Genomic DNA, 20,177 nt, shown 5'->3' on the forward strand with positions numbered 1-20,177 from the left:
ATGACCCGCAACCGACTCAACATGCTGATCGCCGTGATGGCGATGGTCGTCGTGGCGCTCGCCGGGTTCTTCCTCGGTGTGCAGCCGCAACTCGCCCAGGCCGCGAACGACCGGGTCGAGCAGACCTCGGTGGACGCGACGAACCGCACGACGGCGGCGGAGTTGGCCCGGCTCAAGGACCGCGCAAAGTCCCTGCCCGCGCTCAAGGCCGAGCTCGCGAAGCTCACGGCCTCGGTGCCGTCGGGGGCGAACATGTCGTCCTTCTACGGAGCGGTCGACGGGGTCGCCGCCACCTCCGGCGTCAAGGTCTCCGCGATCACGACGTCGGACGCGGTCGCCTACACCGCACCCGTCTCGGCCGGTACCGCCACGGACGCTGACGCAGCCCCGACCGACGAGGCGACGGAAGGGGCGACGGCCTCGGCGACGGCTGAACCCACCGCCGCGGCCACCACGCCGCTCACCGACCCGGCGATCTCGGGCGAGAACTTCTCCGCCATCCCGGTCTCCGTGTCGGTCGACGGGTCCTTCGACCAAGCCCTCGCGTTCGTCGGTGGACTCCAGGACGGAGCCCGTCTCTTCCTCGTCAACACCGTCTCGTCGTCGGCCACGCAGGACTCCACCGACCAGGCCGCAGCCGCCTCGACGACGTGGACCTTCGGCGGGTACGTGTACGTCCTGACGACCGAGGCGAGCGCCTCGGCCAAGGGCTGATCCGACCCCCTCCCACTGGGGTGTGACGCGCCACGCCGACCCCTCTTCCGCGACACCCGTCGGTGTGCGTACGATGCTCACGACGCCGTGATCGCGGCTGCTCATCCCCCTCTCGAACGGTCGGCTCGAACCGGCCGTTCCCGTCGTGCCCGGAGTCGCGCGTGTTGGTCGGAATCGTGGAATTCCTTGGTTGGTTCGGCGCTGTAACCGTGCTGGCTGGTTACATTCTCTTCTCCACGGGGAAGCTCCCGAACGGGCCGGTCTACCAGTTCTTCAACCTCGTCGGCGGGCTGGCCGTCGCCGTCAACGTGGCCGCGCACCACGCGGTGCCGTCCACCATCGTCAACGGCATCTGGGCGATCGTCGCCGTGGTCGTCCTGGTGAAGATGGGACGCGCCCGTCGCGCGGCGAAGCGCGGCGAGCCGGCGGCCTCCGAGGCGACCGTGCTGCACGCCGAGCCGGCGTCGACCACCGGCGTCCTGCCGATCATCGGCCCGGCCCTGCGCGACCACGAACCGGAGGAGCCCTCCGAGGCGGACGCAGCCCCGGGCCTCCAGGCAGCGCCGACCACGAGCACGACGCAGGTCGCTCCGATGACCGAGACCGTCCCGATCATCACCGCGACGATCGCACTGGCCCTGGTCGCCGCAGCGCAGGGGCACGTGGAGCGTGCAGACAGCGCGGAGAGCGCAGGCTCCCCTGAAGGCGCCGACCACGCGGAGCGGACCGAAGCCACCCGCTGACGGTCCCGTCGGCGATACGATCACCTCATGTCCCGGTGGTTGATCGCGACGATGACGTCCGTCCTCTTCATCGCGCTCGTCGTCGCCGTCGCGGGGTTCGAAGCGCTCCTCGCTGACGTCGAGGCGATCGCGCAGCCGGACGCGACCCCGTACCTCGGCCCGGCCATGGTGATCGGCGCCGCAGTGGTGGTGTTCCTCGCGACCGCGGTCGGCGCGCGAGAGGGCAACCCCGGTGTCACCGGCCTGGTCGCCGCCGCGACCGCCTACCTGGTGATGCTCGGCGTCGGCGCCGTCGGGTACGCGGCGATCCGCCGCGACGTGACCGAGCTCCTCGTCTTCCCGGCCGGCTACGCACTCGGGCCGTTCGTGGTCGGGTCCGTCGTGGTGGCGCTCCTGTCGGTGATCGGCGGGATCTCCATGGCCCGGCACCAGGCCCGGACGACGGGCTCGACACCCACGGCAGGGCAGCGGCAGGAGCCGACCGTCGCGGGTGACGACACCGTCGGGCGGTAGTCTGCCCGGGCACGACGCACACGCAACGGGGGAACGATGAGCGACCAGCACACGCCGGATCCGGACCAGCAGGACGGTTGGGGAGCCGTGCCGTCGTTGGCGTCGATCCGCGGGACGCAAGAGACGCCAGCGACCGCGCAGAACGCGCAGGCCGGGTCGACGGCGCAGGTCGGGACGACCGCGCACGGCGCGCAGTACGCTCCGACCGCGTCGCGCGCTCCGCGCCGGAAGCTCCGCCGCGGCCAGGTCGTCGGGATCATCGCGGGCATCGCGGCGTTGTCGCTGCTCCTGGTCGGCGGCATCGCCGGGTCGCTGATCGGATCGGCCACCCACTCGGCCGACCGCCCCGTGCGGGCGTTCCTCGACGACCTGACCGCGGGGAAGGTCACCGACGCCCTCGACGCAGCGGGCATCGACCGGACGAAGTCGGACGTGCTCCTCACCGACGCCGCGTACGCGAAGGCGACCGCGAAGGTCACCGGTTACCGGGTGGCCGCGACGCGCACGGACGGCGACACCGCCACCGTCCGCGCCTACCTGCGCCAGGCCGGCCGTGACGTCGCGGCGACCTTCACGCTCGACAAGACCGGCACCGACTGGGGCGTGTTCCCGGTGTGGGAGCTGCAGGCGCCGGAGCTCGGCAGCGTCGACGTCAGCGTCCGGGGTCCGGCCGGCGCCTCGGTGCAGGTCGCGGGCACGTCGACGAAGACCCCGAAGGACGGCACCGTCGGTCTCCGCGCCCTCCCCGGCACCTACGCGGTCACGTACGACGGCGGCAAGTGGACGAAGGCCACGGGTGGCAGCGCCGTCGTGGGCGGGTTCGGTGGCAGCACCTCGACGCCCGTGCAGATGACCGCGACGCTCACGAACGCGGGCGACCAGGCGGCGAAGCGGGCCGTGGACGCCTGGGTGGACGGCTGCATCGCCTCGAACGACGCCGCACCGGCCGGGTGCAGCTTCTACGCGTACGGCGAGAACCCCGCGTACACCTACACGAACGAGAAGTGGACGCTCGAGTCGCGGCCGACCGTCGCCGTCGGCAGCTGGACCACGAACGGCTGGCTCGTCTCCACCACCACCTTCGGCCGGGCCACCTTCACGGCGGACATCGCCGGCGCGGGCGGTACCGGGACGGCCACGGCCGGACCGCTCAACGTCAACGCGAGCGGGTACATCACGGGGTTCTCGAGCTCGGGCGCGACGTTCCGGTCGGCGGTCGGCAACGGGTCCTCGGACACCGGCTCATGACGGTGTCCGGCGTGGTGCCGGCCCGGATTGATTTCGTCCCGTTACGCGGGTAGTCTCTTCTGGGTGTGCGCCCTCGGGCGCGCCCGAAAAGTCCGGCGAGCGAGATCGCCCAGTCGGACCACTCCGTCCCCCCGCAGGTTCCTCCGCCGTCAGGCGGTCATCAGCGTGGGACGAGGAAGCCGGCGGATCGCGCCGGCCAGAGAGCACGAGCGAAGAACCAGGAGAACAGTTGCCTACTATTCAGCAGCTGGTTCGCAAGGGTCGTACGCCGAAGGTCACCAAGACCAAGGCGCCCGCCCTGAAGGCGAACCCCCAGCAGCGTGGTGTGTGCACCCGCGTCTACACCACCACCCCGAAGAAGCCGAACTCCGCACTGCGCAAGGTCGCTCGTGTGAAGCTCTCGAACGGCACCGAGGTCACGGCGTACATCCCCGGTGAGGGCCACAACCTCCAGGAGCACTCGATGGTGCTCGTCCGTGGCGGTCGTGTGAAGGACCTCCCCGGTGTGCGGTACAAGATCATCCGTGGCGCCCTGGACACCCAGGCCGTGAAGAACCGTAAGCAGGCTCGTAGCCGCTACGGCGCGAAGAAGGGTTGAGTTAGATGCCTCGTAAGGGTCCCGCCCCCAAGCGTCCCGTCGTCGCCGACCCGGTCTACGGTGCGCCGATCGTCAGCCAGCTCGTCAACAAGATCCTGCTCGACGGCAAGAAGGGCCTCGCCGAGCGCATCGTCTACGGTGCACTCGAGGGCGTCACTGCCAAGAACCAGCAGGATGCTGTCGTCACGCTCAAGAAGGCGCTCGACAACGTCCGTCCGACCCTCGAGGTCCGCAGCCGCCGCGTCGGTGGCTCGACCTACCAGGTCCCGGTCGAGGTCAAGCCGCACCGCGCGAACACCCTCGCGCTCCGCTGGCTGACCTCGTACGCCAAGGCCCGTCGCGAGAAGACGATGACCGAGCGTCTCATGAACGAGATCCTCGACGCGTCGAACGGTCTCGGTGCCGCGGTCAAGCGCCGCGAGGACACGCACAAGATGGCCGAGTCGAACAAGGCCTTCGCCCACTACCGCTGGTAGTCCCGGCACCGTCCGGGCACCGGTGGTCAAGAACCCCGGCGCCCGGACGGCCGCCAACCTCTCCTACAACTCTTCCGGAGGAACCCTGTGGCACAGGACGTGCTCACCGACCTGAACAAGGTCCGCAACATCGGCATCATGGCGCACATCGATGCCGGCAAGACCACGACGACCGAGCGCATCCTGTTCTACACGGGCATCACGCACAAGATCGGTGAGGTCCACGACGGCGCTGCCACGATGGACTGGATGGCGCAGGAGCAGGAGCGCGGCATCACGATCACGTCGGCCGCGACGACCTGCTTCTGGGACAACAACCAGATCAACATCATCGACACCCCCGGTCACGTGGACTTCACGGTCGAGGTGGAGCGTTCGCTCCGCGTCCTCGACGGTGCGGTCGCCGTCTTCGACGGCAAGGAGGGCGTCGAGCCCCAGTCCGAGACCGTGTGGCGTCAGGCTGACAAGTACAACGTCCCGCGCATCTGCTTCGTCAACAAGATGGACAAGCTCGGCGCGGACTTCTACTACACCGTCGACACGATCATCAACCGCCTCGGTGCGGAGCCCCTCGTGCTCCAGCTGCCGATCGGTTCGGAGAGCTCGTTCGAAGGCGTCGTCGACCTCGTCCAGATGCGTGCACTCACCTGGCGCGGCGACGCCAAGGGTGACGTCGCGATGGGTGCGAAGTACGAGATCGAAGAGATCCCGGCCGACCTGCAGGACCGCGCCGCCGAGTACCGCGAGAAGCTCATCGAGCGCGTGGCCGAGGCGGACGACGTCCTCATGGAGCGTTACCTCGAGGGCGACACCGACTTCTCGGTCGACGAGATCAAGGCCGCGATCCGCGCCCTCACCGTGAGCAGCACGCTCTACCCGGTGCTGTGCGGTTCCGCGTTCAAGAACCGCGGTGTCCAGCCGATGCTCGACGCCGTCATCGACTACCTCCCGTCCCCGCTCGACGTGCCGCCGATGATCGGCCACGACGTCAAGGACGAGGAGAAGGAGATCATCCGCAAGCCCGACGCGTCGGAGCCGTTCTCGGCTCTCGCGTTCAAGGTCGCGGTGCACCCCTTCTTCGGTCGCCTCACCTACGTCCGCGTGTACTCCGGCTCGATCGAGTCCGGCGCACAGGTCATCAACTCGACCAAGGGCAAGAAGGAGCGCATCGGGAAGATCTTCCAGATGCACTCCAACAAGGAGAACCCGGTCGCCAACGTGACCGCTGGCCACATCTACGCGGTCATCGGCCTCAAGGACACCACCACCGGTGACACCCTGTGCGACCCGACCAACCAGGTCGTCCTCGAGTCGATGACGTTCCCGGAGCCGGTCATCGAGGTCGCGATCGAGCCGAACACGAAGGCTGACCAGGAGAAGCTCTCCACGGCCATCCAGAAGCTCGCCGAAGAGGACCCGACGTTCCGCGTCGAGCTCAACGCCGAGACCGGTCAGACGACGATCAAGGGCATGGGCGAGCTCCACCTCGACATCCTCGTCGACCGCATGAAGCGCGAGTTCCACGTCGAGGCGAGCGTCGGCAAGCCCCAGGTGGCCTACCGCGAGACGCTCACCAAGATCGTCGAGCGCTACGACTACACCCACAAGAAGCAGACCGGTGGTTCCGGTCAGTTCGCGAAGGTGCAGATCGCGCTCGAGCCGATGGAGGTCACGAGCGAGAAGGTCTACGAGTTCGTCAACGCGACCTCCGGTGGCCGTGTCCCGCGCGAGTACATCCCCTCGGTCGACGCCGGTATCCAGGACGCCATGCAGGTCGGCATCCTCGCGGGCTACCCGACCGTCGGCGTGAAGGCCATCCTCAAGGACGGCGCGGCGCACGACGTCGACTCGTCCGAGATGGCGTTCAAGATCGCCGGTTCCATCGCCTACAAGGAAGCGGCCCGCAAGGCCGGTCCCGCGATCCTCGAGCCGATCATGGCCGTCGAGGTCCGTACTCCTGAGGAGTACATGGGCGACGTCATCGGTGACCTGAACTCCCGTCGTGGCCAGATCGCCTCGATGGAGGACGCCTCGGGCGTCAAGGTGGTCCGCGCGAGCGTGCCGCTGTCCGAGATGTTCGGCTACGTCGGCGACCTGCGGTCGAAGACCTCTGGTCGTGCGGTCTACTCGATGACCTTCGAGACCTACAGCCAGGTCCCGGCCAAGGTCGCCGAGGAGATCATCGCGAAGAACGCGGGGGAGTAGCGCTCAGCGCTTCTCCACAGGCGGGGGTGCCCGGCGACGGGCCCCTCGCCACCAAGTAAAGTACAGACACACACCGCGCATCAACGGTCGCGAGCCCATCCAGGGCCGGCCGGGGATGACGCTTCCGAGTCCTGAGGAGGACCCACAGTGGCCAAGGCCAAGTTCGAGCGCACCAAGCCGCACGTCAACATCGGAACCATCGGTCACGTCGACCACGGCAAGACCACGCTCACGGCGGCGATCACCAAGGTTCTGCACGACCAGTACCCGGACCTCAACGAGGCCCGTGACTTCGCGCAGATCGACAACGCTCCCGAGGAGCGCCAGCGCGGCATCACGATCAACATCTCGCACGTCGAGTACCAGACCGAGAAGCGTCACTACGCGCACGTCGACGCCCCCGGTCACGCCGACTACGTGAAGAACATGATCACGGGTGCGGCGCAGATGGACGGCGCGATCCTCGTGGTCGCCGCCACCGACGGCCCGATGCCCCAGACGCGTGAGCACGTGCTGCTCGCCCGCCAGGTCGGCGTCCCCTACATCGTCGTCGCGCTGAACAAGTCCGACATGGTGGACGACGAGGAGATCCTGGAGCTCGTCGAGCTCGAGGTCCGCGAGCTCCTCGGCTCGCAGCAGTTCGACGAGGACGCCCCCGTCGTGCAGGTCTCGGCGCTCAAGGCGCTCGAGGGCGACGAGAAGTGGGTCAAGTCGGTCCAGGAGCTCATGGCCCAGGTCGACGAGCACGTGCCGGACCCGGTGCGCGCCACCGACCAGCCCTTCCTGATGCCGATCGAGGACGTCTTCACGATCACCGGTCGTGGAACGGTCGTCACCGGTCGTGTCGAGCGTGGAACGCTCAACCTGAACGCCGAGGTCGAGATCGTCGGCATCCGCGCGACGCAGAAGACCACGGTCACGGGCATCGAGATGTTCCGCAAGCTGCTCGACCAGGCGGTCGCCGGTGACAACACCGGTCTGCTCATCCGTGGCCTCAAGCGCGAGGACGTGGAGCGCGGCCAGGTCGTCGTGAAGCCGGGTTCGGTCACGCCGCACACCGAGTTCCAGGCGAACTCCTACATCCTGACCAAGGAAGAGGGCGGGCGTCACAACCCGTTCTACGCGAACTACCGTCCGCAGTTCTACTTCCGCACCACGGACGTCACCGGCGTCATCACGCTGCCCGAGGGCACCGAGATGGTCATGCCCGGTGACACCGTCGCCATGACCGTCGAGCTGATCCAGCCGATCGCCATGGAAGAGGGCCTCCGTTTCGCCATCCGTGAGGGTGGTCGTACGGTCGGCGCCGGTACGGTCGAGAAGATCCTCAAGTAACTCCGGTTACCTGCCGCAGCGGGGTCGAGCCTTCGGGCTCGGCCCCGCTGTGTCGTTGCCCCGGTCGACGTGGCAGCGCTCGGAGCCACTGTCGGCCGCTCACGGCCCTGGCGGGCGGCGGACGGGAGGCCCGGGGTACGCCCGCCACGACGGCGTCCGTCCGCCCCGTACGGCGTCCCAGGCAGCGGGGAGTTGGCTCGGCCGGGTGACTCGTCTGCGCCGTTCCACGACCTCCGGTCGTGGCTACCACCGTGTCCGGAGCGGCCGCGGCTTCTCGTACCGTGACCCCGACGGTGCGACCGTCACCGATGCCGCGGTGCGTCAGCGGCTCGAGGACCTCGTCATCCCGCCGGCCTGGGACGACGTCTGGATCTCGCCGTACGAGAACGGGCACGTCCTCGCGACCGGCATCGACGGAGCCGGACGCCGCCAGTACATGTACCACCCGTCGTGGCGCGAACGGATGGACCGGATCAAGTACGACCGGGCGCTCGCCCTCGCGGAGTCGCTGCCGGTCGCACGGCGCGGGGTCACGCAGGACCTCCGACGACCGGAACCCGATCGCCGCCGAGCGCTGGCCGCAGCGTTCCGGATGCTCGACCAGGGCTCGCTGCGGGTCGGATCGGAGCGGTACGCCAGCGAGCACGGCAGCCGCGGACTGTCGACCCTGCTGTGCGCGCACGCCCACGTCTCCGGTGACGACATCGAGCTCGACTTCCCCGGCAAGAGCGGGCAGGAGTGGTCGTCGTCGATCCACGACGCCGACCTCGCGACGGTGATCGCCGGCATGAAGCGCCGTGGGCCGAACGCCCGACTGCTGTCGTTCCGCGAACGCCGCGGTGACGAGTGGGAGCCGTTGTCCGCCGAGGACATCAACGCCTACGTCAAGGAGCGTGCTGGTGACGACTTCACGGCGAAGGACTTCCGCACCCTGCACGGCACGGTGGCCGCGGCCGTCGACCTTGCCCAGACCGGTCCGCTGTCGTCGCAGGCGAAGCGGAAGCCTGCGGTGTCCCATGCCGTGAAGGCCGCGAGCGACGAGCTCGGCAACACCCCGACGGTGTGCCGGCAGAGCTACATCGACCCGCGGCTGCTCGACGCCTACGAGCACGGCGAGACCATCGATCCGGCCCGGATCCACGCCGCCGAGTCCGAGGTCCGGGCACTGCTCTACCGACAATGACCCCGGGAGCGTCCGGATGACGTAGCGTTGGTCGACGTGCCGGACCACCCCACACGGCACGGAAGGACCCACAACAGTCGTGACTGACGAGTGCATCCACGGTTTCCCCACCGAGCTCTGCGACATCTGCGCGCCCCGGCAGCGTGAGGAGTCGGCGATCCCAGCCGCTCCGGCGCCACGGCGGACCCGCATCACCACCAACCTGCGCGTCGACCCGCCGGCCTCCGGCCCCGGGACGTCGCTGCGCTCACCGACGTCGCTCCGGTCGTCGTCGGCCGACCTGCCCGAGGCTCGGGTGTTCGCGTCGCTGCGTGCGCACCACGTGACCCACATCGACAACCTCGACGGCATCGTCGGGTCCGGCGCCATCCTGGCGGCCGACCAGGCGGAGCCCGCCGTCGACGTCAGCAGCCCCGAGACCCGGGCCGCACGCGCCGAGGCCGAAGCGCCCGACGGCAGCACCATCGCGAGCCACGTGCCGTTCACCCTGTCGCCGGATGCCGTCCGGTGGGACGAACTCCGCACCGGCGCCGTCGGGGAGCGGTGGTCCGACGCCGCCCGACGCACGCGCGCGGTGGACTACGTCGTGCTCGTCGTCCCGGTCTCGGCGTTCGGTGACTCGGTGGTCGTCGCCGACCAGGACGCCGACGCCGACGACGTCCGGTTCGCCGTCGGCCCCGACGCCGGGACGAACCTGATCCGCCGCACCGACTTCTCCGACCCCGAGATGCTCGGACTCGAGCTCCTCGCGGGGCCGAGCGTGCCGTTCTCGTCCGTCGCGGTGATCGGTGTCCCGAACGACAAGGCCCGTCAGACGGTCCGTGCGGTGCTCGCCGACCACGGCGGCCACGCGCCGCGCGTGGCGGTCTTCCCGCCGTGGTTCGTCCCTCCGGTGACGGCCGAGTAACCGTCTCCACGAGCGCCCTCCGGACCATGTCCGGAGGGCGCTCCGCGTTGCGGCGGCGACCCGTGCCTCCAGGCCGTCCGATCCGCGTGGATCCGGGGAAGCGAGCCGGTGTCGACACGCCCGGCACATCGCGACACGCCCGGGTTGCACGTGGGCTCGGGACATGCGAGACTTGTCCGGTTCCGAATTCCCCGCGGGTGCGAGTCCGCAGGATCACTGCTCTGGCAGTGCACAACCCCCCTGTTCAGCAGGGCTGGGTTGGGCCGCAGGCAGCAGAACACGACTCCCCGAGGTCATGACGGACGCGACACTGTTGCGCCCGGAGTGCGAGGAAGTCGATTGCCCACGCTGGACGGCCAAGGTCGCCCGCGCGGTTGACAGGTGAACAGCGGTCATCCCCAGCGGATGCGGCCGGTTGGTTCAGGAAAACAGCACGGTCTGCAGCAATGCGGAGCCGAGCGGCGTCAGGCGGCCTGCGGGTGCGCGGCGCAGAGAGAGGACAAGAGACACATGGCGGGACAGAAGATCCGCATCCGGCTCAAGTCGTATGACCACGAGGTCATCGACACGTCGGCCCGGAAGATCGTCGACACGGTGACCCGTGCCGGTGCAACCGTGGTCGGCCCGGTGCCACTCCCCACCGAGAAGAACGTGATCGCAGTGATCCGTTCCCCTCACAAGTACAAGGACTCGCGCGAGCACTTCGAGAAGCGCACGCACAAGCGGGTCATCGACATCGTCGACCCGACGCCGAAGGCCGTTGACTCGCTCATGCGACTCGACCTGCCGGCAGACGTCAACATCGAGATCAAGCTGTAAGGGGGCTGACCAATGGCGAACTCAACCAAGACCGTCAAGGGCCTCCTCGGCAAGAAGCTCGGGATGACCCAGGTGTGGGACGAGAACAACAAGTTCATCCCCGTCACCGTGATCGAGGTCGGCCCGAACGTGGTCACCCAGATCCGCAACGCTGAGCGCGACGGCTACGAGGCGATCCAGATCGCCGCCGGTGCCATCGACCCGCGCAAGGTCAACAAGCCGGCCGCTGGCCACTTCGAGGCCGCTGGCGTGACCCCGCGTCGCACCCTCACCGAGATCCGGACCAACGACTCCGCTGAGTACACGCTCGGCCAGGAGCTCACCGTGGACGGCACGTTCACGGCGGGCCAGAAGGTCGACGTCGTCGGTACCTCCAAGGGCAAGGGCTTCGCCGGTGTCATGAAGCGCCACGGCTTCCACGGCGTCGGCGCCTCGCACGGTGCACACCGCAACCACCGCAAGCCCGGCTCGATCGGTGCTTCCTCGACCCCGTCGCGTGTCTTCAAGGGCATGCGCATGGCCGGTCGTATGGGTGGCGACCGCGTGACCGTCCTCAACCTCACGGTGCACGCCGTCGACGCCGAGAAGGGTCTGCTGCTCGTCAAGGGCGCCGTCCCCGGTGCTCGTGGCCGCTCCGTCTTCGTCCGCACCGCCGTGAAGGGTAAGTGATCATGGCCACCACGACCGCAACCACGATCGACGTCCTCGACGCATCGGGTGTCAAGTCCGGCACCGTCGAGCTGCCCGCAGCTCTCTTCGACGTCGAGACCAACGTCCCGCTGATCCACCAGGTCGTCACCGCGCAGCTCGCAGCCGCGCGTCAGGGCACCCACAAGACCAAGAACCGCGGCGAAGTCCGCGGTGCCGGTCGCAAGCCGTTCAAGCAGAAGGGCACCGGCCGCGCCCGTCAGGGTTCCGTCCGTGCTCCCGAGCACACCGGTGGTGGCGTCGTCCACGGGCCGACCCCCCGCGACTACTCGCAGCGCACCCCCAAGAAGATGATCGCCGCAGCGCTGCTCGGCTCGCTCTCGGACCGCGCCCGCGGTGGCCGCATCTCGGCTGTCGACGGCTTCGTCGAGGCCGACGTGCCGTCGACCAAGGTCGCTCGCACGCTCCTCGAGAAGGTCGCGCCCGTCAAGCACGTGCTGATCGTGCTCGAGTCGAACGACGAGCTGACGCTCAAGTCGATCCGCAACCTGCCGAACGTCCACGCGCTCTCGTACGGCCAGCTGAACGCCTACGACGTCCTCAAGTCGGACGCCGTCGTCTTCAGCAAGAGCGCCCTCGACGCCTTCATCGCGTCGAAGACCGCGAAGGAGATCACCGCATGAGCGGCTTCAACAAGGACCCGCGCGACGTCATCATCTCGCCGGTCGTCTCGGAGAAGAGCTACGCGCTCATCGACCAGGGCAAGTACACGTTCATCGTGGACCCCCGTTCGAACAAGACCGAGATCAAGCTCGCCATCGAGAAGATCTTCGAGGTCAAGGTCGCGAGCATCAACACGCTGAACCGCCCGGGCAAGACCCGTCGCACCAAGTTCGGTCTCGGCAAGCGCAAGGACACCAAGCGCGCCATCGTGACGCTCAAGTCCGGTTCGATCGACATCTTCACGGCTGTCGGCTGAGGACCAGAGGGATAAATCATGGCTATTCGTAACTACAAGCCGACGACCCCCGGTCGTCGCGGCTCGTCGGTCGCCGACTTCGCTGAGATCACCCGTTCGACTCCGGAGAAGTCCCTGCTTCGTCCGCTGCCGAAGACCGGTGGTCGCAACAGCTCCGGCCGCATCACCACGCGTCACATCGGTGGTGGCCACAAGCGCCAGTACCGCGTGATCGACTTCCGTCGCTCCGACAAGGACGGCGTGGACGCCAAGGTCGCTCACATCGAGTACGACCCCAACCGCACTGCGCGCATCGCGCTCCTGCACTACGTGGACGGCACGAAGCGGTACATCATCGCGCCGAACAAGCTCAAGCAGGGCGACGTCATCGAGCAGGGCCCCGGCGCCGACATCAAGCCCGGCAACAACCTGCCGCTGCGCAACATCCCCGTGGGTACCGTCGTGCACGCCATCGAGCTCCGCCCCGGTGGCGGCGCGAAGATGGCCCGCTCGGCCGGCGCCTCGGTGCGTCTCGTCGCCAAGGACGGCCCCTACGCGCAGCTCCGTCTGCCGTCGGGCGAGGTCCGCAACGTCGACGCACGCTGCCGCGCCACGATCGGCGAGGTCGGCAACGCCGAGCAGTCGAACATCAACTGGGGCAAGGCCGGCCGCATGCGCTGGAAGGGCGTCCGCCCGACCGTGCGTGGTGTCGCGATGAACCCGGTCGACCACCCCCACGGTGGTGGCGAGGGCAAGACCTCCGGTGGTCGTCACCCGGTCAGCCCCTGGGGCCAGGCCGAGGGTCGCACGCGCAAGCCGAACAAGCCGAGCGACAAGCTCATCGTCCGTCGCCGTAACGCCGGCAAGAAGCGCAAGTAGGAGTTCAGAAGATGCCACGCAGTCTGAAGAAGGGCCCCTTCGTCGACGAGCACCTGCTCCGCAAGGTCGTCACGCAGAACGAGGCCAACACCAAGAACGTGATCCGTACCTGGTCGCGACGGTCGATGATCGTCCCGAACATGCTCGGTCACACCATCGCGGTGCACGACGGCCGCAAGCACATCCCGGTGTTCGTCACCGAGTCGATGGTCGGTCACAAGCTCGGCGAGTTCGCGCCGACCCGCACCTTCCGTGGTCACGTGAAGGACGACAAGAAGGGCCGTCGCCGCTAACGCGGGGACGCAGAGGAGGAACGAAATGGTGGAGTCGATCGCACGCGTGCGACACATCCGCGTCACGCCTCAGAAGGCCCGTCGCGTCATCGAGCTGATCCGCGGCAAGCAGGCCCACGAGGCGCTCGCCATCCTGAAGTTCGCCCCCCAGGGCGCTTCGGAGCCCGTGTACAAGCTGGTCGCCTCGGCGATCGCGAACGCCCGGGTGAAGGCTGACTCGACGAACAGCTTCCTCGACGAGCGCGACCTCTACGTGAGCCGCGTCTTCGTCGACGAGGGAACGACCCTGAAGCGGTTCCAGCCGCGCGCCCAGGGCCGGGCCTTCCGCATCAACAAGCGCACCAGCCACATCACGGTCGTCCTCGCGACGCCGGAAGAGGCCGAGGCTGCCGCGACGAGCAAGAAGGCGAGCAACTAATGGGCCAGAAGGTCAACCCGTACGGCTTCCGTCTCGGGATCACGACGGACCACGTCTCGCACTGGTTCACCGACAGCAAGAAGGCCGGTCAGCGCTACGCCGACTACGTGGCCGAGGACATCAAGGTGCGCGAGTACCTGAAGAAGACCCTCGACCGCGCCGGTGTCGCTCGCATCGAGCTCGAGCGCACCCGTGACCGTGTCCGCGTGGACATCCACACGGCGCGTCCGGGCATCGTCATCGGCCGCCGCGGCGCCGAGGCGGAGCGCGTTCGCGGTGAGCTCGAGAAGCTCACCAAGAAGCAGATCCAGCTGAACATCCTCGAGGTCAAGAACCCCGAGACCGAGGCCCAGCTCGTCGCGCAGGGCATCGCCGAGCAGCTCTCCGCTCGTGTCGCGTTCCGTCGCGCCATGCGCAAGGGCCTGCAGGGTGCACAGCGCGCCGGCGCCAAGGGTGTCCGCATCCAGGTGTCGGGCCGTCTCGGCGGCGCCGAGATGTCCCGTTCGGAGTTCTACCGCGAAGGCCGTGTGCCGCTGCACACCCTCCGCGCGAACATCGACTACGGCTTCTACGAGGCCCGGACCACGTTCGGCCGCATCGGCGTGAAGGTCTGGATCTACAAGGGCGACATCACGAACAAGGAGCTCGCTCGCGAGCAGGCGAACCAGCGTTCGTCGCGCCCCGAGCGTCGTGGCGGCCCGCGCGGTGAGCGTGGCGACCGTGGCGGCGACCGTCGTGGCGGCGACCGCGGTGACCGCCGCCCGCAGCAGGCCCCGCAGGACGCGCCGGCCGGCGCAGGAGTTGAGGCGTAACCATGCTTATTCCCCGTCGAGTCAAGCACCGTAAGCAGCACCACCCGAAGCGTTCGGGTCAGGCAACCGGTGGTACCAAGGTCAGCTTCGGCGACTACGGCATCCAGGCCCTCACCCCGGCGTACGTGACCAACCGTCAGATCGAGTCCGCTCGTATCGCCATGACGCGTCACATCAAGCGTGGCGGCAAGGTCTGGATCAACATCTACCCGGACCGTCCGCTCACGAAGAAGCCGGCTGAGACCCGCATGGGTTCCGGTAAGGGCTCGCCCGAGTGGTGGGTCGCCAACGTCAAGCCGGGTCGTGTGCTCTTCGAGCTCTCCGGCGTCACCGAGGACATCGCCCGTGAGGCGCTGACCCGTGCAATCCACAAGCTGCCCCTCAAGGCACGCATCATCAAGCGCGAGGAGGGCGACGCATAATGGCGATCGGTTCCAAGGAGCTCCGTCCGACGGAGCTCGACACGTTCGAGAACGAGCGTCTCGCTGACGAGCTGAAGAAGGCCAAGGAGGAACTCTTCAACCTCCGCTTCCAGTCGGCCACCGGCCAGCTGGAGAGCCACGGTCGTCTCCGTGCCGTCAAGCGCGACATCGCTCGCATCTACACCGTCCTCCGCGAGCGCGAGCTCGGCATCCGTGCCACTCCCGCGCCCGTCGAGACCGCCACCAAGGCCAAGAAGACGACGAAGAAGGCTGACAAGCCGGCTGAGTCGACCGAGGCCGAGACCGCCGAGGAGAAGTAATGGCGAACGAAGAGAAGACCTCCGCCGCCCTCACTCGCGGCTACCGCAAGACGCGTCGCGGCTACGTGACCAGCGACAAGATGGACAAGACCATCGTGGTCGAGGTCGAGGACCGCGTGAAGCACGCGCTCTACGGCAAGATCATCCGTCGCACGTCCAAGGTGAAGGCCCACGACGAGCTCGGCACCGCTGGTGTCGGCGACCTCGTCGTGATCAGCGAGACCCGTCCCCTCAGCGCTTCCAAGCGCTGGCGCCTGGTCGAGATCCTCGAGAAGGCCAAGTAGGCCTCGGCCTGCTTCGGAATAGGAGACAGCAGTGATTCAGCAGGAATCCCGCCTGAAGATCGCCGACAACACGGGTGCCAAGGAGATCTTGACCATCCGCGTGCTCGGTGGTTCGGGTCGTCGCTACGCCGGTCTCGGTGACGTCATCGTCGCCACGGTGAAGGACGCCATCCCCGGCGGCAACGTGAAGAAGGGTGACGTCGTCAAGGCGGTCATCGTTCGCACCAAGAAGGAGACTCGTCGTCAGGACGGCTCCTACATCAAGTTCGACGAGAACGCGGCAGTGATCCTCAAGGCCGACGGCGACCCGCGCGGCACGCGCATCTTCGGTCCGGTCGGTCGCGAGCTCCGTGACAAGAAGTTCATGAAGATCATCTCGCTCGCGCCGGAGGTGCTGTAAGCCATGGCGAACATCAAGAAGGGTGACCTCGTCCAGGTCATCACGGGCGCGACGCAGGAGCGTGGCGGCGACCGTGGCAAGCAGGGCAAGGTCATCGAGGTCCTCAAGGACAAGCAGCGCGTCGTCGTCGAGGGCGTGAACTTCGTCACGAAGCACGTCCGCGTCGGCCAGACGCAGCGCGGCTCGAAGACGGGTGGCATCGAGAAGCACGAAGCCTCGATCCACGTGTCCAACGTCGCTCTCGTCGACCCGAAGACGAAGAAGCCGACCCGCGTCGGCTTCCGTACCGAAGAGGTGGAGAAGGGCGGGGTCAAGAAGACCGTCCGTGTCCGCTACGCCAAGAAGTCAGGTGAAACGCTCTGATGACTGACACGACTGCAACGACTGAGGCCCCCAAGGCCCAGCCGCGCCTCAAGCAGAAGTACAAGGACGAGATCAAGGCCACGCTCACCGAGCAGTTCGGCTACGCGAACGTCAACCAGGTCCCCGGCCTGGTCAAGGTCGTCGTGAACACCGGTGTCGGCGAGGCCGCTCGCGACTCGAAGATCATCGAGGGGGCCATCAAGGACCTCACGGCGATCACGGGTCAGAAGCCCCAGGTCAACATCGCTCGCAAGTCCATCGCGCAGTTCAAGCTGCGCGAGGGTCAGGCGATCGGTGCGCACGTCACCCTCCGTGGTGACCGCGCCTGGGAGTTCCTCGACCGCCTGATCTCCCTCGCACTGCCCCGCATCCGCGACTTCCGCGGTCTCAGCGACAAGCAGTTCGACGGGAACGGCAACTACACGTTCGGTCTCTCGGAGCAGTCCGTGTTCCACGAGATCGACCAGGACCGCATCGACCGTGTCCGCGGCTTCGACATCACTGTCGTCACCACCGCGAAGACGGACGACGAGGGACGCGCGCTGCTCCGTCAGCTCGGCTTCCCGTTCCGCTCCAACGAGCAGACGGTCTAAACTACTTCGGGCGGTGCGGGCCGGAGGATTCACGTCCTCCGGCCCGCACGCACGAACACACCGATCCTGGGGAACCGCCCCGGGATCACTCGATCGCTCAGGTCGGCATTCGTGGAACGGGTGTCGAAACCAGGCGAGAAATGGACGAACATCATGACGATGACCGATCCGGTCGCAGACATGCTGACCAGATTGCGGAACGCGAACTCCGCGCACCACGACGCCGTCGCGCTCCCGAGCTCCAAGCTCAAGAAGAACATCGCCGACATCCTCAAGCGTGAGGGCTACATCAGCGAGTGGAAGGTGGAGGACGCCCGAGTCGGGCAGACCCTCACCATCGACCTGAAGTACGGCCCCGAGCGCGAGCGTTCGATCGCCGGCATCAAGCGCGTGTCGAAGCCGGGCCTCCGGGTCTACGCGAAGTCGACGGAGATCCCCCAGGTCCTCGGTGGCCTCGGCGTGGCGATCCTCTCGACCTCGTCCGGCCTGCTGACCGACCGCGAAGCCGAGCAGAAGGGCGTGGGTGGGGAAGTCCTCGCCTACGTGTGGTGATCGACAATGTCACGAATCGGACGTCTTCCCATCGACATCCCCGCCGGCGTGACCGTCTCCGTTGACGGTCAGAGCGTGGCGGTCAAGGGCCCGAAGGGCGAGCTCGCGCTCGTCATCGCGGAGCCCATCCAGGCCAAGGTCGAGGAGAACCAGGTTCTCGTCACCCGTCCGGACGACGAGCGCGAGTCGCGTTCGCTCCACGGCCTGACCCGTACCCTCATCGCCAACAACATCATCGGCGTGACCCAGGGCTACACCAAGGGCCTCGAGGTCGTCGGCACCGGTTACCGCGTGCAGGCGAAGGGCTCGAACCTCGAGTTCGCGCTCGGGTACTCCCACTCGATCACGGTCGAGCCGCCCGCGGGCATCAGCTTCGCGGTCGAGGGCAACAACAAGGTCACGGTCGCCGGCATCGACAAGCAGGCAGTCGGCGAAGTGGCGGCGAACATCCGGAAGCTCCGGAAGCCCGAGCCGTACAAGGGCAAGGGTGTCCGTTACGCCGGCGAGAACGTGCGCCGCAAGGCCGGAAAGTCAGGTAAGTGATCATGGGACTCCTCAAGACACGAGGCAAGAGCAAGGCGGCCGCCAAGGCGCGTCGTCACAACCGTCTCCGCAAGAAGATCACCGGCACCGAGGCTCGTCCCCGTCTCGCCGTCACCCGCTCGTCGCGTCACGTGTTCGTGCAGGTCATCGACGACGCGAAGGGTCACACCCTCGCAAGCGCCTCGACGATGGAGGCAGACCTCCGCTCGTTCGACGGCGACAAGACCGCCAAGGCCCGTCGCGTCGGTGAGCTCCTCGCCGAGCGCGCGAAGTCGGCTGGCGTCGAGGCCGTGGTCTTCGACCGCGGTGGCAGCAAGTACGCCGGTCGCGTCGCCGCGATCGCCGATGGTGCCCGTGAAGGAGGGCTGAACCTGTGAGCGACAACGCGAACACCAACGAAGACGCCAAGACCGAGGCCGTCGAGGCCACGGACGCCGTCGAGACCACCGAGGCGACCGCTGAGGGCACCGAGGCAACTGCTGAGGGCACCGAGGCAGCCGCTGAGGGCACCGACACCGCCGCGAAGGGCAAGGAGGCGGAGGCACCTGCCGTCGCCGAGCGTCCCGTCGAGACCGCTGCCGGTTCCGCATCGAACAACCGCGACTCGGCTGACAACCGCGGCCGTCGTGGTGGCGGTCGTGACCGTCAGCAGGGCCGCGACCGCAACAACCGCGGTGGCGACAGCCAGTTCCTCGAGCGCGTGGTGACCATCAACCGCGTGTCGAAGGTCGTCAAGGGTGGTCGTCGCTTCAGCTTCACGGCGCTCGTCGTCGTGGGTGACGGCAACGGCCTCGTGGGCGTCGGCTACGGCAAGGCCAAGGAGGTCCCCACGGCGATCTCCAAGGGTGTCGAAGAGGCGAAGAAGAACTTCTTCCGCGTCCCCCGCGTCGGCAACACCATCCCGCACCCCGTGCAGGGTGAAGCCGCTGCTGGCGTCGTCCTCCTGCGTCCGGCTGGCCCGGGTACCGGTGTCATCGCCGGTGGTCCCGTCCGCGCCGTGCTCGAGTGCGCCGGCATCCACGACGTCCTGAGCAAGTCGCTCGGTTCGTCGAACACCATCAACATCGTGCACGCGACCGTCGAGGCTCTGAAGCAGCTCGAGGAGCCCCGCGCCGTCGCGAGCCGTCGTGGCCTCGACGTCGAGCGGGTCGTCCCGGCTCGTCTGCTCCAGGCCGAGGCCGCAGCACTGCGTGCCGCGACCGAGAAGGCAGGTGCGTGATGGCGACGCTGAAGATCACGCAGATCAAGTCCGTTATCAGCGAGAAGCAGTACCAGCGCGACACGCTCCGCAGCCTGGGTCTCAAGCGCATCGGCCGTACGGTCGAGCGTGAGGACAACGCCCAGAACCGCGGGTACATCGCAACGGTGGCGCACCTCGTGAAGGTCGAGGAGGTCGACGCATGAGCGACGAGAAGAACGAGCGCGTGCAGGTGCTGAAGCTGCACCACCTCCGCCCCGCAGAGGGCGCCAAGAAGGACCGCACCCGTGTGGGTCGCGGTGAGGGCTCGAAGGGCAAGACCGCTGGGCGTGGTACCAAGGGCACGAAGGCCCGCTACCAGGTCCGGGTCGGCTTCGAGGGTGGGCAGATGCCGCTGCACATGCGCACCCCGAAGCTCCGCGGGTTCAAGAACCCGTTCCGGGTCGAGTACCAGGTCGTGAACCTGGACAAGATCTCGGAGCTCTACCCCGATGGTGGCGACGTCACCGTTGCGGGCCTGGTCGCCAAGGGCGCCGTCCGCAAGAACGAGAAGGTCAAGGTTCTCGGTCAGGGTGACATCACCGTGAAGATCACGGTCACGGTCGACAAGGTCTCGGCGTCCGCCGCCGAGAAGATCGTGGCTGCTGGCGGCACCGTCTCCCAGTAACCCCCGTCGGCGGCCCGTGCGTTTGCGCACGGGCCGCCGTTACGGTTTCCTTGACAGTGGCCGGCATCCGCCAGCCTGGTCGGCCC

30 protein-coding genes are annotated in these 20,177 nt (G+C 67.7%); all 30 read left to right on the forward strand.

Annotation, left to right across the window (positions count from 1 at the left end):
- The 30 genes from EDF47_RS05810 (at position 1) to rplO (ending at position 20,091) form a co-directional block, all read left to right on the forward strand.
- Positions 1-714 carry a hypothetical protein gene (locus EDF47_RS05810; protein ID WP_133937346.1) on the forward strand — a complete coding sequence of 238 codons (714 nt, stop codon included), beginning with the start codon at positions 1-3 and terminating at the stop codon, positions 712-714.
- Positions 715-923: 209 nt separating this feature from the next.
- Complete coding sequence (locus tag EDF47_RS05815) at positions 924-1,457, forward strand: hypothetical protein (RefSeq protein WP_166673193.1); 534 nt, start codon at positions 924-926, stop codon at positions 1,455-1,457.
- Positions 1,458-1,484: 27 nt separating this feature from the next.
- On the forward strand, positions 1,485-1,970 hold the full coding sequence (locus EDF47_RS05820) for a DUF6121 family protein (RefSeq protein WP_133937342.1): 486 nt from the start codon (positions 1,485-1,487) through the stop codon (positions 1,968-1,970).
- Positions 1,971-2,006: 36 nt separating this feature from the next.
- Positions 2,007-3,218 (forward strand): hypothetical protein, encoded by a 1,212-nt coding sequence (locus EDF47_RS05825; RefSeq protein WP_133937340.1) that lies wholly within the window; start codon positions 2,007-2,009, stop codon positions 3,216-3,218.
- Positions 3,219-3,447: 229 nt separating this feature from the next.
- Positions 3,448-3,816, forward strand: a complete 369-nt coding sequence (gene rpsL, locus EDF47_RS05830; RefSeq protein ID WP_017885540.1) for a 30S ribosomal protein S12 — start codon at positions 3,448-3,450, stop codon at positions 3,814-3,816.
- Positions 3,817-3,821: 5 nt separating this feature from the next.
- A complete protein-coding gene (rpsG, locus tag EDF47_RS05835; protein WP_055950927.1) occupies positions 3,822-4,292 on the forward strand; it encodes a 30S ribosomal protein S7 in 471 nt (156 codons plus the stop codon).
- An 87-nt stretch (positions 4,293-4,379) separates the two neighbouring features.
- A complete protein-coding gene (gene fusA, locus EDF47_RS05840) occupies positions 4,380-6,497 on the forward strand; it encodes an elongation factor G (RefSeq protein ID WP_111083473.1) in 2,118 nt (705 codons plus the stop codon).
- A 147-nt stretch (positions 6,498-6,644) separates the two neighbouring features.
- A complete protein-coding gene (gene tuf, locus EDF47_RS05845) occupies positions 6,645-7,832 on the forward strand; it encodes an elongation factor Tu (protein ID WP_123293136.1) in 1,188 nt (395 codons plus the stop codon).
- 205 nt (positions 7,833-8,037) lie between these two features.
- Positions 8,038-9,015, forward strand: a complete 978-nt coding sequence (locus EDF47_RS05850; protein WP_133937338.1) for a DNA topoisomerase IB — start codon at positions 8,038-8,040, stop codon at positions 9,013-9,015.
- Between the two features lie 79 nt (positions 9,016-9,094).
- On the forward strand, positions 9,095-9,922 hold the full coding sequence (locus EDF47_RS05855) for a DarT ssDNA thymidine ADP-ribosyltransferase family protein (RefSeq protein WP_123293140.1): 828 nt from the start codon (positions 9,095-9,097) through the stop codon (positions 9,920-9,922).
- 510 nt (positions 9,923-10,432) lie between these two features.
- The gene (gene rpsJ, locus EDF47_RS05860) at positions 10,433-10,741 is read left to right on the forward strand and encodes a 30S ribosomal protein S10 (protein ID WP_017885534.1); all 309 of its coding nucleotides are present in this window, start codon (positions 10,433-10,435) and stop codon (positions 10,739-10,741) included.
- A gap of 12 nt (positions 10,742-10,753) precedes the next feature.
- The gene (gene rplC, locus EDF47_RS05865) at positions 10,754-11,410 is read left to right on the forward strand and encodes a 50S ribosomal protein L3 (protein WP_027466731.1); all 657 of its coding nucleotides are present in this window, start codon (positions 10,754-10,756) and stop codon (positions 11,408-11,410) included.
- A 2-nt stretch (positions 11,411-11,412) separates the two neighbouring features.
- A complete protein-coding gene (rplD, locus tag EDF47_RS05870; RefSeq protein WP_111083469.1) occupies positions 11,413-12,072 on the forward strand; it encodes a 50S ribosomal protein L4 in 660 nt (219 codons plus the stop codon).
- Complete coding sequence (gene rplW / locus EDF47_RS05875) at positions 12,069-12,368, forward strand: 50S ribosomal protein L23 (protein WP_111083468.1); 300 nt, start codon at positions 12,069-12,071, stop codon at positions 12,366-12,368. Before rplD ends, rplW begins: the two co-directional genes overlap by 4 nt.
- Positions 12,369-12,386: 18 nt before the next feature.
- Positions 12,387-13,226: a 50S ribosomal protein L2 gene (gene rplB / locus EDF47_RS05880; protein ID WP_111083467.1), complete on the forward strand. Its 840-nt coding sequence runs from the start codon at positions 12,387-12,389 to the stop codon at positions 13,224-13,226.
- 11 nt (positions 13,227-13,237) lie between these two features.
- Positions 13,238-13,519: a 30S ribosomal protein S19 gene (gene rpsS / locus EDF47_RS05885; protein ID WP_017885529.1), complete on the forward strand. Its 282-nt coding sequence runs from the start codon at positions 13,238-13,240 to the stop codon at positions 13,517-13,519.
- A 25-nt stretch (positions 13,520-13,544) separates the two neighbouring features.
- On the forward strand, positions 13,545-13,937 hold the full coding sequence (gene rplV, locus EDF47_RS05890) for a 50S ribosomal protein L22 (RefSeq protein ID WP_111083466.1): 393 nt from the start codon (positions 13,545-13,547) through the stop codon (positions 13,935-13,937).
- Positions 13,937-14,749, forward strand: a complete 813-nt coding sequence (gene rpsC, locus EDF47_RS05895; RefSeq protein ID WP_017885527.1) for a 30S ribosomal protein S3 — start codon at positions 13,937-13,939, stop codon at positions 14,747-14,749. The genes rplV and rpsC overlap by 1 nt, the downstream gene beginning before the upstream one ends.
- Positions 14,750-14,751: 2 nt before the next feature.
- The gene (gene rplP / locus EDF47_RS05900) at positions 14,752-15,171 is read left to right on the forward strand and encodes a 50S ribosomal protein L16 (RefSeq protein WP_111083465.1); all 420 of its coding nucleotides are present in this window, start codon (positions 14,752-14,754) and stop codon (positions 15,169-15,171) included.
- Complete coding sequence (gene rpmC / locus EDF47_RS20315; protein ID WP_111083464.1) at positions 15,171-15,491, forward strand: 50S ribosomal protein L29; 321 nt, start codon at positions 15,171-15,173, stop codon at positions 15,489-15,491. The genes rplP and rpmC overlap by 1 nt, the downstream gene beginning before the upstream one ends.
- Positions 15,491-15,775 (forward strand): 30S ribosomal protein S17, encoded by a 285-nt coding sequence (gene rpsQ / locus EDF47_RS05910; RefSeq protein ID WP_111083463.1) that lies wholly within the window; start codon positions 15,491-15,493, stop codon positions 15,773-15,775. Before rpmC ends, rpsQ begins: the two co-directional genes overlap by 1 nt.
- A 31-nt stretch (positions 15,776-15,806) precedes the next feature.
- Entirely contained in the window at positions 15,807-16,175 is a 369-nt protein-coding gene (gene rplN / locus EDF47_RS05915; protein ID WP_111083462.1) for a 50S ribosomal protein L14, read from the forward strand.
- A gap of 3 nt (positions 16,176-16,178) precedes the next feature.
- The gene (gene rplX, locus EDF47_RS05920) at positions 16,179-16,538 is read left to right on the forward strand and encodes a 50S ribosomal protein L24 (RefSeq protein WP_111083461.1); all 360 of its coding nucleotides are present in this window, start codon (positions 16,179-16,181) and stop codon (positions 16,536-16,538) included.
- Entirely contained in the window at positions 16,538-17,131 is a 594-nt protein-coding gene (rplE, locus tag EDF47_RS05925) for a 50S ribosomal protein L5 (RefSeq protein ID WP_111083460.1), read from the forward strand. The genes rplX and rplE overlap by 1 nt, the downstream gene beginning before the upstream one ends.
- Positions 17,132-17,284: 153 nt before the next feature.
- Positions 17,285-17,683: a 30S ribosomal protein S8 gene (gene rpsH / locus EDF47_RS05930; RefSeq protein ID WP_017885519.1), complete on the forward strand. Its 399-nt coding sequence runs from the start codon at positions 17,285-17,287 to the stop codon at positions 17,681-17,683.
- Between the two features lie 6 nt (positions 17,684-17,689).
- On the forward strand, positions 17,690-18,226 hold the full coding sequence (gene rplF / locus EDF47_RS05935; RefSeq protein WP_111083459.1) for a 50S ribosomal protein L6: 537 nt from the start codon (positions 17,690-17,692) through the stop codon (positions 18,224-18,226).
- A 2-nt stretch (positions 18,227-18,228) separates the two neighbouring features.
- Positions 18,229-18,603 carry a 50S ribosomal protein L18 gene (gene rplR, locus EDF47_RS05940; RefSeq protein WP_031259041.1) on the forward strand — a complete coding sequence of 125 codons (375 nt, stop codon included), beginning with the start codon at positions 18,229-18,231 and terminating at the stop codon, positions 18,601-18,603.
- Complete coding sequence (gene rpsE / locus EDF47_RS05945; protein ID WP_131877654.1) at positions 18,600-19,445, forward strand: 30S ribosomal protein S5; 846 nt, start codon at positions 18,600-18,602, stop codon at positions 19,443-19,445. Before rplR ends, rpsE begins: the two co-directional genes overlap by 4 nt.
- Complete coding sequence (rpmD, locus tag EDF47_RS05950; protein ID WP_173168934.1) at positions 19,445-19,630, forward strand: 50S ribosomal protein L30; 186 nt, start codon at positions 19,445-19,447, stop codon at positions 19,628-19,630. Before rpsE ends, rpmD begins: the two co-directional genes overlap by 1 nt.
- Positions 19,627-20,091 carry a 50S ribosomal protein L15 gene (rplO, locus tag EDF47_RS05955; RefSeq protein WP_027466723.1) on the forward strand — a complete coding sequence of 155 codons (465 nt, stop codon included), beginning with the start codon at positions 19,627-19,629 and terminating at the stop codon, positions 20,089-20,091. The genes rpmD and rplO overlap by 4 nt, the downstream gene beginning before the upstream one ends.
- Positions 20,092-20,177 lie beyond the last annotated feature (86 nt).

The sequence above is a fragment of the Curtobacterium sp. PhB190 genome, assembly GCF_004365385.1.
Taxonomy (GTDB): Bacteria; Actinomycetota; Actinomycetes; order Actinomycetales; family Microbacteriaceae; genus Curtobacterium.

What these genes read in the sequence shown, in the direction of transcription:
- EDF47_RS05810 (WP_133937346.1), top strand. Translation starts at nt 1, where the DNA reads ATGACCCGCAACCGACTCAACATGCTGATCGCCGTGATGGCGATGGTC.
- EDF47_RS05820 (WP_133937342.1), top strand. Translation starts at nt 1,485, where the DNA reads ATGTCCCGGTGGTTGATCGCGACGATGACGTCCGTCCTCTTCATCGCG.
- EDF47_RS05825 (WP_133937340.1), top strand. Translation starts at nt 2,007, where the DNA reads ATGAGCGACCAGCACACGCCGGATCCGGACCAGCAGGACGGTTGGGGA.
- rpsG (WP_055950927.1), top strand. Translation starts at nt 3,822, where the DNA reads ATGCCTCGTAAGGGTCCCGCCCCCAAGCGTCCCGTCGTCGCCGACCCG.
- rpsJ (WP_017885534.1), top strand. Translation starts at nt 10,433, where the DNA reads ATGGCGGGACAGAAGATCCGCATCCGGCTCAAGTCGTATGACCACGAG.
- rplC (WP_027466731.1), top strand. Translation starts at nt 10,754, where the DNA reads ATGGCGAACTCAACCAAGACCGTCAAGGGCCTCCTCGGCAAGAAGCTC.
- rplD (WP_111083469.1), top strand. Translation starts at nt 11,413, where the DNA reads ATGGCCACCACGACCGCAACCACGATCGACGTCCTCGACGCATCGGGT.
- rplW (WP_111083468.1), top strand. Translation starts at nt 12,069, where the DNA reads ATGAGCGGCTTCAACAAGGACCCGCGCGACGTCATCATCTCGCCGGTC.
- rplB (WP_111083467.1), top strand. Translation starts at nt 12,387, where the DNA reads ATGGCTATTCGTAACTACAAGCCGACGACCCCCGGTCGTCGCGGCTCG.
- rpsS (WP_017885529.1), top strand. Translation starts at nt 13,238, where the DNA reads ATGCCACGCAGTCTGAAGAAGGGCCCCTTCGTCGACGAGCACCTGCTC.
- rplV (WP_111083466.1), top strand. Translation starts at nt 13,545, where the DNA reads ATGGTGGAGTCGATCGCACGCGTGCGACACATCCGCGTCACGCCTCAG.
- rpsC (WP_017885527.1), top strand. Translation starts at nt 13,937, where the DNA reads ATGGGCCAGAAGGTCAACCCGTACGGCTTCCGTCTCGGGATCACGACG.
- rplP (WP_111083465.1), top strand. Translation starts at nt 14,752, where the DNA reads ATGCTTATTCCCCGTCGAGTCAAGCACCGTAAGCAGCACCACCCGAAG.
- rpmC (WP_111083464.1), top strand. Translation starts at nt 15,171, where the DNA reads ATGGCGATCGGTTCCAAGGAGCTCCGTCCGACGGAGCTCGACACGTTC.
- rpsQ (WP_111083463.1), top strand. Translation starts at nt 15,491, where the DNA reads ATGGCGAACGAAGAGAAGACCTCCGCCGCCCTCACTCGCGGCTACCGC.
- rplX (WP_111083461.1), top strand. Translation starts at nt 16,179, where the DNA reads ATGGCGAACATCAAGAAGGGTGACCTCGTCCAGGTCATCACGGGCGCG.
- rplE (WP_111083460.1), top strand. Translation starts at nt 16,538, where the DNA reads ATGACTGACACGACTGCAACGACTGAGGCCCCCAAGGCCCAGCCGCGC.
- rpsH (WP_017885519.1), top strand. Translation starts at nt 17,285, where the DNA reads ATGACGATGACCGATCCGGTCGCAGACATGCTGACCAGATTGCGGAAC.
- rplF (WP_111083459.1), top strand. Translation starts at nt 17,690, where the DNA reads ATGTCACGAATCGGACGTCTTCCCATCGACATCCCCGCCGGCGTGACC.
- rplR (WP_031259041.1), top strand. Translation starts at nt 18,229, where the DNA reads ATGGGACTCCTCAAGACACGAGGCAAGAGCAAGGCGGCCGCCAAGGCG.
- rpmD (WP_173168934.1), top strand. Translation starts at nt 19,445, where the DNA reads ATGGCGACGCTGAAGATCACGCAGATCAAGTCCGTTATCAGCGAGAAG.
- rplO (WP_027466723.1), top strand. Translation starts at nt 19,627, where the DNA reads ATGAGCGACGAGAAGAACGAGCGCGTGCAGGTGCTGAAGCTGCACCAC.